This window comes from Xanthobacter wiegelii (assembly GCF_043193855.2).
Taxonomy (GTDB): Bacteria; Pseudomonadota; Alphaproteobacteria; order Rhizobiales; family Xanthobacteraceae; genus Xanthobacter; species Xanthobacter flavus_A.
The window spans coordinates 1,309,892-1,320,539 of the sequence record NZ_CM195529.1; the positions used below are offsets into that span (position 1 = coordinate 1,309,892).

At 72.3% G+C, this 10,648-nt stretch carries 16 protein-coding genes; 12 read left to right on the forward strand and 4 right to left on the reverse strand.

All coding sequences use genetic code 11. The annotated features are described in order from the left end of the window. The first annotated feature begins 26 nt into the window (after positions 1 to 26). Positions 27 to 1,283 carry a phage major capsid protein gene (locus V5F63_RS05985; protein WP_394102529.1) on the forward strand — a complete coding sequence of 419 codons (1,257 nt, stop codon included), beginning with the start codon at positions 27 to 29 and terminating at the stop codon, positions 1,281 to 1,283. 239 nt (positions 1,284 to 1,522) lie between these two features. On the opposite strand, the gene V5F63_RS05990 is transcribed toward V5F63_RS05985, so the two are convergent. Together V5F63_RS05990 and V5F63_RS05995 are read right to left on the reverse strand one after the other, a co-directional pair. Beyond that, positions 1,523 to 2,386 carry a lytic transglycosylase domain-containing protein gene (locus tag V5F63_RS05990; RefSeq protein WP_394102530.1) on the reverse strand — a complete coding sequence of 288 codons (864 nt, stop codon included), beginning with the start codon at positions 2,384 to 2,386 and terminating at the stop codon, positions 1,523 to 1,525. A gap of 1 nt (position 2,387) precedes the next feature. Beyond that, positions 2,388 to 3,134, reverse strand: coding sequence for a S1 family peptidase (locus V5F63_RS05995; RefSeq protein WP_394102531.1), 747 nt, complete (start codon positions 3,132 to 3,134; stop codon positions 2,388 to 2,390). A 353-nt stretch (positions 3,135 to 3,487) separates the two neighbouring features. On the opposite strand from V5F63_RS05995, the gene V5F63_RS06000 reads away from it, so the two are divergent. The 8 genes from V5F63_RS06000 to V5F63_RS06035 are packed head-to-tail and all read left to right on the forward strand — an operon-like array spanning position 3,488 to position 6,642. Then, positions 3,488 to 4,051, forward strand: a complete 564-nt coding sequence (locus V5F63_RS06000; protein WP_209488083.1) for a head-tail connector protein — start codon at positions 3,488 to 3,490, stop codon at positions 4,049 to 4,051. Continuing rightward, positions 4,048 to 4,371 (forward strand): head-tail adaptor protein, encoded by a 324-nt coding sequence (locus V5F63_RS06005; RefSeq protein ID WP_237355951.1) that lies wholly within the window; start codon positions 4,048 to 4,050, stop codon positions 4,369 to 4,371. The genes V5F63_RS06000 and V5F63_RS06005 overlap by 4 nt, the downstream gene beginning before the upstream one ends. Beyond that, the gene (locus tag V5F63_RS06010) at positions 4,368 to 4,664 is read left to right on the forward strand and encodes a hypothetical protein (RefSeq protein ID WP_394102532.1); all 297 of its coding nucleotides are present in this window, start codon (positions 4,368 to 4,370) and stop codon (positions 4,662 to 4,664) included. Before V5F63_RS06005 ends, V5F63_RS06010 begins: the two co-directional genes overlap by 4 nt. Then, a complete protein-coding gene (locus V5F63_RS06015; RefSeq protein WP_209488086.1) occupies positions 4,661 to 5,080 on the forward strand; it encodes a DUF3168 domain-containing protein in 420 nt (139 codons plus the stop codon). Before V5F63_RS06010 ends, V5F63_RS06015 begins: the two co-directional genes overlap by 4 nt. Before the next feature lie 12 nt (positions 5,081 to 5,092). Beyond that, positions 5,093 to 5,500: a phage major tail protein, TP901-1 family gene (locus V5F63_RS06020; protein ID WP_394102533.1), complete on the forward strand. Its 408-nt coding sequence runs from the start codon at positions 5,093 to 5,095 to the stop codon at positions 5,498 to 5,500. A gap of 11 nt (positions 5,501 to 5,511) precedes the next feature. After that, complete coding sequence (locus V5F63_RS06025; protein WP_394028953.1) at positions 5,512 to 5,859, forward strand: gene transfer agent family protein; 348 nt, start codon at positions 5,512 to 5,514, stop codon at positions 5,857 to 5,859. Further along, entirely contained in the window at positions 5,856 to 6,071 is a 216-nt protein-coding gene (locus tag V5F63_RS06030; protein WP_394102534.1) for a rcc01693 family protein, read from the forward strand. Before V5F63_RS06025 ends, V5F63_RS06030 begins: the two co-directional genes overlap by 4 nt. Before the next feature lie 4 nt (positions 6,072 to 6,075). Then, a complete protein-coding gene (locus V5F63_RS06035; RefSeq protein WP_394102535.1) occupies positions 6,076 to 6,642 on the forward strand; it encodes a phage tail tape measure protein in 567 nt (188 codons plus the stop codon). A 9-nt stretch (positions 6,643 to 6,651) separates the two neighbouring features. Here the strand turns inward: V5F63_RS06035 and V5F63_RS06040 are convergent, their stop codons facing one another. Both V5F63_RS06040 and V5F63_RS06045 read right to left on the reverse strand, forming a co-directional pair. Next, positions 6,652 to 6,948: a porin gene (locus V5F63_RS06040; RefSeq protein WP_394102536.1), complete on the reverse strand. Its 297-nt coding sequence runs from the start codon at positions 6,946 to 6,948 to the stop codon at positions 6,652 to 6,654. Between the two features lie 710 nt (positions 6,949 to 7,658). Beyond that, a complete protein-coding gene (locus V5F63_RS06045) occupies positions 7,659 to 8,381 on the reverse strand; it encodes a hypothetical protein (RefSeq protein WP_394102537.1) in 723 nt (240 codons plus the stop codon). A 109-nt stretch (positions 8,382 to 8,490) separates the two neighbouring features. Here V5F63_RS06045 and V5F63_RS06050 point away from each other — a divergent pair, with 109 nt between their 5' ends. From V5F63_RS06050 to V5F63_RS06060, 3 genes are read left to right on the forward strand one after another with little or no spacing between them, the layout of a single operon-like run. Beyond that, positions 8,491 to 9,132: a DUF2460 domain-containing protein gene (locus tag V5F63_RS06050; RefSeq protein ID WP_209488092.1), complete on the forward strand. Its 642-nt coding sequence runs from the start codon at positions 8,491 to 8,493 to the stop codon at positions 9,130 to 9,132. Positions 9,133 to 9,139: 7 nt separating this feature from the next. Then, on the forward strand, positions 9,140 to 10,030 hold the full coding sequence (locus V5F63_RS06055; RefSeq protein ID WP_394102538.1) for a phage/gene transfer agent baseplate hub protein: 891 nt from the start codon (positions 9,140 to 9,142) through the stop codon (positions 10,028 to 10,030). Continuing rightward, positions 10,027 to 10,479 (forward strand): NlpC/P60 family protein, encoded by a 453-nt coding sequence (locus V5F63_RS06060; RefSeq protein WP_394102539.1) that lies wholly within the window; start codon positions 10,027 to 10,029, stop codon positions 10,477 to 10,479. Before V5F63_RS06055 ends, V5F63_RS06060 begins: the two co-directional genes overlap by 4 nt. Positions 10,480 to 10,648 lie beyond the last annotated feature (169 nt).

Genomic DNA, 10,648 nt, shown 5'->3' on the forward strand with positions numbered 1-10,648 from the left:
TCTCCGCTCAACAGAAGGTTCTTCCCATGTCGCTGAATACTGGCACTCACGAGGGTGCGCCCGAGACCAAGGTGGCCGGCGCCGAGCAGCGTATCGCGGTCGCCGATTTCCTCTCCGCCTTCGAGGCCTACAAGGAAACCAACGACGCGCGCCTCGCGCAGATGGAGCGCCGCGGCGCGGACGTGCTCACCACCGAGCAGCTCGCCCGCATCGATGCGGCCCTCGACGCCCACCAGGCGCGGCTCGATGCGCTCGCCACCAAGGCCCGCCGCCCCGCGCTGGGCGCGGCGCCCGAGCGCACGGCCGATGCCTCCCAGCACGGCGCGGCGTTCGACACCTATGCCCGCCATGGCGAGGCCGGCGGCCTGAAGGCGCTGGAGGCGAAGGCCCTCTCCGCCGGCACCGGCGCGGACGGCGGCTATCTCGTGCCCTACGAGGCGGAGCAGGAGATCGGCCGGCGGCTCGCCGCCCTGTCGCCCATCCGCGCGCTCGCCACGGTGCGGGTCATCGGCGCGGGCACCTATCGCAAGCCCTTCATGACCTCGGGCCCCGCCTCCGGCTGGGCGGCCGAGACGGCCGCGCGCCCGCAGACCGACAGCCCCGTCCTCGCTGAACTCGCCTTCCCGGCCATGGAGCTTTACGCCATGCCGGCGGCGACGCAGGCGCTGCTCGACGATGCGCAGGTGAACATCGAGGAGTGGCTGGCGCAGGAGGTCGACGCCGCCTTCGCCGAACAGGAGGGCACCGCCTTCGTCACCGGCGACGGGGTGGCCAAGCCCAAGGGCTTCCTCGCCTATACCAAGGTCGCCGAGAGCGCCTGGGCCTGGGACAAGGTGGGCTATGTGGCGACCGGCGCGGCCGGCGCCTTCCCCTCCGCGACGCCGGCTGATCCGCTCCTTGATCTCGTCTATGCGCTGAAGGGCGGCTACCGCCAGAACGCCACCTTCGTGATGAACCGCAAGACGCAAGGCGCCGTGCGCAAGCTGAAGGACGAGAACGGCAATTATCTCTGGGCGCCCCCCGCAGGCGTCGGCCAGCCGGCGAGCCTCCTCGGCTTCCCGGTCGCCGAGAGCGAGGCCATGCCGGACATCGCCGCGGACGCCCACGCCATCGCCTTCGGCGACTTCCGCCGTTTCTACCTGGTGGTGGACCGCGCCGGGGTGCGGGTGCTGCGCGACCCGTATTCGGCCAAGCCCTACGTGCTGTTCTACACCACCAAGCGCGTGGGCGGCGGCGTGCAGGACTTCGACGCCGCGAAGCTCATGAAGTTCGCCGCGAGCTGAGGGCTGTTCCCCGGACCAGCGACGGCGAAAGCCGGCGCGCCGATCCGGGGGCCAGCGCAAAAGTGCCGCGAAGCGGGCGCTCTCTCCCCTCTCCCCTTACGGGAGAGGGGCCGGGGGTGAGGGGTGTTCAGCGCCAACCGTCCGGCTGCGGCCTTGCGCGGCACCAGCCCCCTCACCCGTCTCGCGGCTGCGCCGCGACCCACCCTCTCCCGCAAAGGGGAGAGGGAAAAATGACCCCCTCAGTTCGGCAGCACCAGGCAGGCGCCGCCGGCCTTGCGGAGGCGCTCGCACATCTTCATGCCCTCGGCCTTGGACTGGGCCGGCAGGCGCACGCGATAGAAGGTGCGCGGGCCGCGCCCGCCCACCCGCGTGGAGATGATGACCGGCACGAGGTCCGCGAACACCTGCGGCGCCCGCGCCGCCTCGCGCCGGAAGGAGGCCAGCGCAATGTCGCGCGAATAATTGCCGGAGATCTGCACGCCCCAGGGCGCGAACAGCGCATTCGCCGGCTGGCCGGCGGCGGGGGCCGGCGCACCCTTGCGCAGGCTGGCGACAGTGGCGAGGCACGGCTCGGGGGAAAAATCCGCCGGGCCGAAGGCGGCCGTGCCCTGCTTCTTCAGCCCGGCCCAATCCTCCGCCGTGCGGCCGGTGATGATGCGCACATAGGCGCGCGTCTCGTTGGGCAGTCCGCCGCCGGCGAGGAAGCCGTTCACCCGCCCCGGCCCGGCATTGTAGGCGGCCGCTGCGAGGCCGAGATTGCCGAACCGCCGGTTGAGATCGGCGATGAGCGCGGCGGAGGCCGGGATCGCCGCCTCCGGATCGAACGGATCGACAAGCCCGCGCTCCTTCGCCGTGCCCGGCATGAATTGCGCGATGCCCTGCGCGCCCGCGCGGCTCACCACATCCGGGCGGAACGAGCTTTCCTGCCAGATGAGGCGGGTGAGGAAGGAGGCGGGCAGCCCCTCCTTCGCCGCCGCCCCGTCGATGAGGCGGCAGATGGCGTGATCGACGGTCTCGCCGCCGGGGGATTGGGCGTGCGCGGGGGCCGCGAGCGCGAGAAGGACCACGAAGCCGCGCCATGCATGCTGCAGGGCGGCCCGCATGTCAGAGCCCGGTCGCGGGGAGGGGGCTCCCCAGCACCTTGGCGGTGCTCGTGATCCAGTCGCGATGCAGCGACACCAGCGTGACGCCTGTGACGCCGCCGCAGCCGCGCGCGCCGCCCGCGGCGGTCGCCCAGCCGACCACGCCGGCCACCGCGCCGTCGAGGAAGGCCGGCCCGCCGGAATCCCCGGTGCAGGCCCCGGCCGCACCCTCTGGCGCGGAGAGCCGCACCATGATGCCCCCGGTGGTGCCGATGGAGGGCAGGGCGACGCTGCGCAGCGTGCCCGCGCTCTTCATGGCGCCGTCGGCGGTGACGCCATAGCCGGCGATCCGGAAGGTGGCGCCCTTCTCCGGCAGGCCCGTGGCCGGGCTGAGCCGCGCCGTGCGGAAGCGCGCGGGCAAAGGCTCGGCGAGCTTCACCAGGGCGAGGTCCGGCGTCGGCCGGCGGGTCTGGAACTGGTCGGCGTCGAAGCGCGGATGCACCGAAACGCGCGCCGCCGGCACCAGCCGGGGTTCGCCATCGCCGAGGATGGCCACCGCATAGTCCGCCTTCGGCGCGACGCAGTGGGCCGCCGTCAGCACCAGGTCGCGGGCCAGCACCGTGCCGGTGCAGGAGGCGCCGCGGGTGGAGACGATCATCACCGTCTGCGCCGCCACATCCGCCGCCGCGGGCGCGCCGCCGACGATGGCGTGGGCCGGGCCGGCGGAGAGGAGCGCGAGGGCGAGCGCGAGGGGGCGGAGCGTCATCATCCCCCGTTTCTGCCGCCCGCCGCCGGGAGCGTCAATGGTGCCCTGGCCAAGCGACGGGGCAGCCGGAGCGCTGATCCGGAGAACAGCGCGCCTTCCTCCCCTCTCCCCTCGCGGGAGAGGGGCCGGGGGTGAGGGGGGGAGACCTCTCCGCCAAACCCGACGCCAGTCCCTGCTGCGCCACGCCCCTCACCCCCACCCTCTCCCGCCCGAACTCGGCTTTTGCCGAGTTCGGTTCGTGAGGGTCGAAGTCGGCAATAGCCGACTTCGAGGGGAGAGGGAGCACGGCCGGTGCCGGAAGGGGCCGCCCGCCGCGCAACTGCCACTCGCCCATCCATTTCACCCGGAGCCCCCCCATGGCCGAACTTCTCTCCGGCCCCGCCGCCGAACCGCTGACGCGGGCGGAGGCGAAGGCCTTCCTGCGTGTCGAGACCGACGCGGAGGACCCCCTCATCGATGCTCTCATCGCCGCCGCCCGCCGCCATGTGGAGGCCGAGAGCGGGCGCATCCTGATGGACCAGACCTGGCGCGTCTCGCTGGACCGCTGGCCCCTGCGTGGCGTCATCCCGGCGCCCGTCGCCCCGGTGCGGACGATCCTCGAAGCCACGGTCGCGGCGGCGGACGGCACGCCGGTGGCGCTGCCCGAAGGTGCGCTTGCGCTGGTGGGCGACCGGGCGCCGGCGCTGATCCGCGTCTCGCCCGCGCAGGTTTCGGCGCCCCTCGTCTCCCATGGCGGCATCGTCATCACGCTCCTCGCCGGTTATGGCGCGGACGCTTCTGGCGTGCCGGCCGATCTCGTGCAGGCGGTGCGGCTCATGCTCGCCCATCTCTACGAGCATCGCGACGGGCCGGGGGATGCCACGGCGCTCCCCGCCGCCGTCCGCGCGCTGATCGCGCCCTATCGCGTGGTGCGGCTGTGAGCGGCATCGGCGCGCTGCGCCATCGCCTTACCCACCAGACGCCTTTGGAGGTGCCGGACGGCGCCGGCGGCGTCGCGCGCTCCTTCATCTCCGTCGATGTGCTGTGGGGCGCGGTGGAGGAGGTCTCCACCGCCTATGGCCTCGGCGAGGACCGCCCCCGCGCCGCGCGCGTGCTGCGCGTCACCGTGCGGGCGCCCAACACCATCGCGGCCGGCGACCGGCTGATCCATGCCGGCCGCGTGCTGGCGGTGGAGTCCATCATCGATGCGGACGGGCGGGGCCGCTTCCATCGCATCCGCTGCAGCGAGGAACAGGCATGAGGACGGAATTCAGCGTCCGCACCCGCGGCCTCGACGGTCTCGCCCGCCGCATCGCCGCCCGCCATTTCCCGGATGCGGAAGCGGCTGCCGCCGCCCGCGCCGCCGAGGATCTCGCGGCCGAGATCGGCGCCGAGACCGGCGCCGTTGCCACCGTCGCGGGCGCCCCCGCGCGGCCTCTGGTGCAGGTCTCCGGCAGCGCCTTCCTCGGCCGCGTGCGCGGCGCCTTCGACCGGCCGGGCGATCCGGTGCTCGACCACATCCGCCTGCTCTTCGCCCGCAGGAGGCGCCCGTGAGCCTGCCCCTCGACAGTCCCGCGCTCGCTTTGCGCGCCGCCATCCACGCCGCCCTTGTGGCGGACGCGGCGCTGGTGGCGCTCATCGGCGCGCCGCGCATCCATGACGTGCCGCCGGGCGATGCGGATTTTCCCTTCGTCACTCTCGGCGAGGCGGTGGTGGCGGACTGGTCCACTGCCACCGAGGCGGGCACCGAGCAGGCGCTGACGCTGCACGTCTTCTCCCGCTCCGGCGGGCGGGCGGAAGCCTTCGCCATCGCCGCGCGAGTGCAGGCGGCGCTGCACGACGCGCCCCTCGCGCTTGAGGGCCACCGGCTCGCCAATCTGCGCGCCACCACCGCCGAGGTCCGCCGCGAGAGCGACGGGCGCACCTTCCACGCTCTGGTGCGGTTCCGCGCCGTCACCGAGCCCGTTTGACCGGAGAGACAGATGGCCGCGCAGAAGGGCAAGGACCTTCTCCTGAAGGTGCATGACGGCACCTCCTTCATCACCGTGGCGGGGCTGCGCACGCGCACCCTCGCCTTCAACGCGCAGAGCGTGGACGTGACCCATTCCGAGAGCGCCGGCCGCTGGCGCGAACTTTTGGACGGGGCGGGCGTGAAGCGCGCCTCGGTGTCCGGCTCCGGCGTGTTCAAGGACGCGGCGTCCGACACCCTCGTCCGCCAGCTCTTCTTCTCCGGCGCGCTGGCGAGCTGCCAGTTGCTGATCCCGGATTTCGGCACGCTCACCGGCCCGTTCCAGGTGACGGCGCTGGAGATCGCGGCCGAGCACGACCGGGAAATCACCTTCGACCTCACCTTGGAGAGCGCGGGCGAGATCGCCTTCGCGGCCCTGTGATGGGCGGCGGGATGCCCAACCGCCGGCGCGGCGAGATTTCCGCCGTGCTCGATGGCACGCCGCGCGTGCTCGTCCTCACCCTCGGCGCGCTCGCCGAGCTGGAGGCAGCGTTCGGTGCCGACGATCTCATGGCGCTCGCCGAGCGGTTCGGCCGGGGCCGCCTTTCGGCGCGGGACGCCGCGCGCATCATCGCCGCCGGGCTCAATGGCGCGGGGGCGGATGTGCGCGTGGAGGAGGTGGAGCGGATGCGGGCGGATGGCGGCGCGGCGGGCTTCGCGCGCATCGTCGCCGATTTGCTGGCCGCCACCTTCGGCGGGGAGGAGACGCCCCAATCCCCTCCGCTGCCGCAGCGGGCGTGAAGGAGGCGCCCGCTGCGCGCGCCTTTCCCTGGGCGCTCGCCATGGGCGCCGGCTTCGGCCTGCTGCGGCTCGCCCCCGACGCCTTCTGGCGGATGACGCCGCGCGAGCTTGCGGCCGCCCTTTCCGCGCTGTTGCCCGCCGCGCCGGAGGCCATCGACCGCGCGGGCCTTTCCGCGCTCATGGCGCGGTTTCCCGATCGCATGAGAGGATGATGCCGTGACCGAGACCGTCGATATCGCCCTTCAGGTGGACACCCGCAGCGCCATGGCGGCGCTGGGCGCGGCGGAAGTCTCCGCGCGCGGCTTTTCTTCGGCACTGGCTTCCGCCTTCACCGGGCTCGCCGTGCAGGGCAAGGACCTCGGCACGGTGCTGGAGCAGCTCGCGACGCGCCTCGCCAACCTCGCGCTGACCGCCGCTTTGAAGCCGCTGGAGAGCTCGCTCACGTCTCTTCTCTCCGGCGCCGGCGGGCTCGGTTTCGCCAAGGGCGGGGTGATCGGTGAGGGGCAGGTGAAGCCCTTCGCGCGCGGCGGGGTGGTGGCGGCGCCCACCTATTTTCCCCTCGGCGCCTCCCTCGGCCTGATGGGGGAGAAAGGCGCGGAAGCCATCCTGCCGCTGGCGCGCGGGGCGGACGGGCGGCTGGGCGTGCGCAGCGCCGAAGGCGCGGGACGCGGGCCGGTGACGGTGAATATTGCGACGCCCGACCTCTCCGGCTTCCGCCGCTCCGATGCCTACGTCTCGGGCCTGGTGGCGCGGGCGGTGGCGCGCGGGCAGCGCGGCGGGTGAGGGCTCACCTCAGCGCGCGGACTTCCACGGGTCGGGCGCAGCGGAGGGCTGGGACGGGGTGATGGTGTTGTTGAACTGGTTCGGCGCGTTGCTCGGTGCATTGCCGCCGTAGGCATCGGTGCGCACGGCCGCTCCGCTGCGCACGCAGGAATCCGTGCCGGGCACCCGCTGGAAGCCCGCGCCATAGCTGGCGCAGAAGCTGTCGCTCTTGCCGCTGCCGCTGGAGCTCTTGCTGGCGGACTGCGCCATCGCCGCGCTACCGGCGACCCCGACGAAGGCCGCGCCGAGCACCAGCGCAAAAGACATCCGCGCCGCGCCGAAGCGCCGGGCTGAGAAGAGGGGGGCAGACGCGCGAGGCATGGCAGCGAGCTTTGGCAGCGAGGCAGGTTCCGGACCGGCTCGCCCGATGCGAGCCACCGGGACCATAGCGCCGCCGCGCCCGCCGCGAAATCCCCTGACCAACCGGCAGCTTGCGCGTGAGGGCGGAATGTCGCGCGTGACGTTGAGGCCGTTGGCGGGTAGCGCGCTCATCCGAGGCGCGGATACGTCGCACGCCCCACGGAAGCGCCGTCCGGCTGAGCCGTGCCGGCGCCTCATGGTCCTGTCGAGATCATGTCCGGTGCGGAACGTCCCTTTGCCGAGCGTCTCCGCAAGCCGCGACGGCTTGCGCGTGCGATCGGTGGGACGGCTTCCCACCGCGAGGTCGTTCCGTTCGCGGCATTCCGGCCTTGCCCCACTGGCCGATGCCCGAACGGATACGACGTCCACCTATCGGCACCCTGGAATAGGGGTGCCCTGATACGCAAAGGCCCAGGCCTCACGGTGCCCGGGCGCAGACGAATGCCAAACATGCGCTCCCGGACGAAAGCCGGGAGCCGGTCCCTGCTGCCGCCCGTGGGCGGCATCTTCGCTCTTCCGTCGCCCTTGGGCGTCCGTCTCGTGTCTCCGCCCTGCGGCGGCGCTCCGATGGCGGTGGCGCGGGCCCTGAGCCGCACGCCGCCATCGGGGAGCGAAGATCACTTCTTCGCGGGAGCCTTCGGCGCAGCAGCCTTCTTGGCGGCGGGCTTGGCGGCAGCCTTGGGGGCAGCGGGCTTGGCGGCAGCGGGCTTCGTCTCCGGCGCGGGTGCGGGAGCCGCGGCAGCGGCCGGCTTCGCAGCAGCCTTGGGGGCGGCAGCCTTCTTGGGAGCGGCAGCCTTCTTCTCGGCAGCGGGCTTCGCAGCGGCCTTGGGGGCAGCGGCCTTGGGCGCAGCGGCCTTGGCGGGTGCCTTCGCAGCCTTCGGAGCGGCGGCCTTCTTCTCGGGAGCCGGAGCCTCGGCCGGCTTGGCGGCGGCCTTCGCGGAAGCGGCCTTGGGAGCAGCAGCCTTCTTGGCGGCAGCCTTGGGAGCCGCGGCCTTGGCTTCGGCCTTCGGGGCAGCAGCCTTGGGAGCAGCAGCCTTGGGCGCAGCGGCCTTCTTGGCAGGCGCCTTCGGTGCAGCGGCCTTGGGAGCCGCGGCCTTGGCTTCAGCCTTCGGTGCAGCAGCCTTCTTGGCGGGAGCCTTCGGCGCGGCGGCCTTCGGTGCGGCGGTCTTGGCTTCGGCCTTCGGTGCAGCAGCCTTGGGAGCGGCGGCGGGCTTGGCGGCGGGCTTGGGTGCTGTGGTCTTGGGTGCTGTGGTCTTGGCTGCGGCCTTGGGGGCTGCGGCCTTCTTCTCGGCGGGTTTCTCGGCGGCGGCGGCCGGCTTTTTCGCGGGCTTGGTAGCCATGCTTTCGCTCCATGCTCAACGGGGCATCGGAAAGTCAAGGCGTCACGTTCAACTATGTCAAGGCCATCTCTACTGATTTCGGCCAAGAATTAGGGGATGGGGGCATCATATGGCCGCCTTTCATGAGATTTTGTTTCCGCTGGAGGTCGCTCTCGGCGCTTCCGGCGGTCCGGAGCGTGTCACAGAGGTGGTCACCACCGCATCGGGACGCGAGGAACGCAACACGCGCCAGGCTGATTCGCGACGGCGCTGGGATGCTGGTTACGGGGTGAAAACCTTCGCCGCGCTGGCCGAAATCGTCGCCTTCTTCGAGGAGCGTCGCGGGCGTCTCCACGGCTTCCGCTGGCGCGATCGTCTCGACCAGTCGTCGGCCGCTCCGGACGGCGAGGTGAGCGCCCTCGACCAGCTCATCGGCGCCGGCGACGGCGTGCGAGCCACCTTCGCGCTGACGAAGCGTTACGGCGCTCTCCACGCCCCCTATCTGCGGGCCATCACCAAGCCCGTCGCGGGCAGCGTGAAGGTCGCGGTGAATGGCATCGAACATGTTGAAGGCGCGCACTTTTCTCTCGATGCCACGCGGGGCCTCATCACCTTCGCGGCGGGTGCGATCCCGCCCGCGTCGGCGGTGGTCACGGCGGGCTTCCGCTTCGATGTTCCGGTGCGCTTCGACACCGATTTTCTTGAGGTGGATCTCTCTGCTTTCGCGGCCGGCGCGATCCCCCGCATCCCCGTCATCGAAATCCGCGTGTGAGGCTGACATGCGTACCCTTGATCCCGCGCTCGCCGACCATCTCGCGAGCGGCGTCACGACGCTGTGCCGCGCCTGGCGCGTCACCCGCCGCGACGGCACCGTGCTCGGCTTCACCGACCATGATCGCGACCTCCTCATCGCGGGCGTGACCTTCCTCGCCGCCTCCGGCATCGCGGGCTCGGAAAGCACGCAGGCGCAGGGGCTTTCCGTCACCGGCGCAGAACTTTCCGGCGCGCTCAGCGCGGATGCGCTCGATGCGGCGGATCTCGCCGCCGGCCTCTATGACGGGGCTGGCGTGGACATGCTTCTGGTCAATTGGCAGTCGCCCGCGCAGCACCTTCTCCTGCGGCGCGGAACCATCGGCGAGGTGCGCTCGGAAGACGGCGTGTTCACCGCCGAGATTCGCGCTCTGGCGGATGCCTTCAACCAGACGCGCGGGCGCCTCTTTAGCCCCACCTGCGATGCCGATCTCGGCGACGCCCGCTGCGGCGTGGACCTCGCCGCGCCGGCCCATTCCGCCACCGCCGTCGTGAGCCTCGTGGAAGGGGCACTGCGCCTGCGCGTGAGCGGGCTCGACGGCTTTGCCGCCGGCGCCTTCGCGCGGGGTCGCGCGATGTTCGCGACCGGGGCCAATGCGGGCTTCGCGACCGAGGTGAAGGCGCACTTCGTGGATGCGGACGGGGTGGTCCTGCGCCTGTGGCAGCGCCCGCCGTTCGAGGTGGCGGAGGGCGACGAAATCACCCTCACCGCCGGCTGCGACAAGCGCTTTGCGACCTGTCGCGACCGCTTCTCAAACGCATTCAATTTCCGCGGCTTCCCGCACATGCCAGGCAACGATGCGGTCATCTCCGTCGCCATTCCCGGCGAGGGCGGATACGACGGGAGTCTCAGGGAATGAGCGCGCCCGCAGACCCCGGCGCTCTGCGCGCCGCCATCCTCTCCGAGGCCCGCGCCTGGATCGGCACGCCCTATCTCCACCGTGCCTCCCTGAAGGGCCACGGCGCGGACTGCCTCGGCCTCGTGCGCGGCATCTGGCGCGCGGTGGTGGGGCCGGAACCGGAGACGCTGCCGTCCTACGCGCCCGACTGGGCCGAGGCCGGTCGCTGCGAGACGCTGGCCGACACCGCGCGGCGCCATCTCGTCACCATTCCGCTGGCCGAGGCGCAGCCCGGCGACGTGGTGCTGTTCCGCTTCCGGGAGCACCTTCCGGCGAAGCACGCCGCGCTACTCTGCGAGGGCGGGCGGATGATCCACGCCTATGACGGCGCGAGCGTGTGCGAGACCGCGCTGACCCCCTGGTGGCGGCGGCGGCTGGCGTATGCGTTCGCGTTTCCCGGGGTGGGGTAGGGGGCGAGGTTCATCCACCGTTCCCCGGACAAGCGACACCGCAGGTGGAGCGCTTGCACCGTCCTCCCCACCGTCATGCCCCGGCTTGTCCGGGGCATCCACCGGGCCGCTTGAGCGCTGCCCGCAAACCCGACCCCGCCAAACCGTGGATCGCCCGGACACGCCGGGC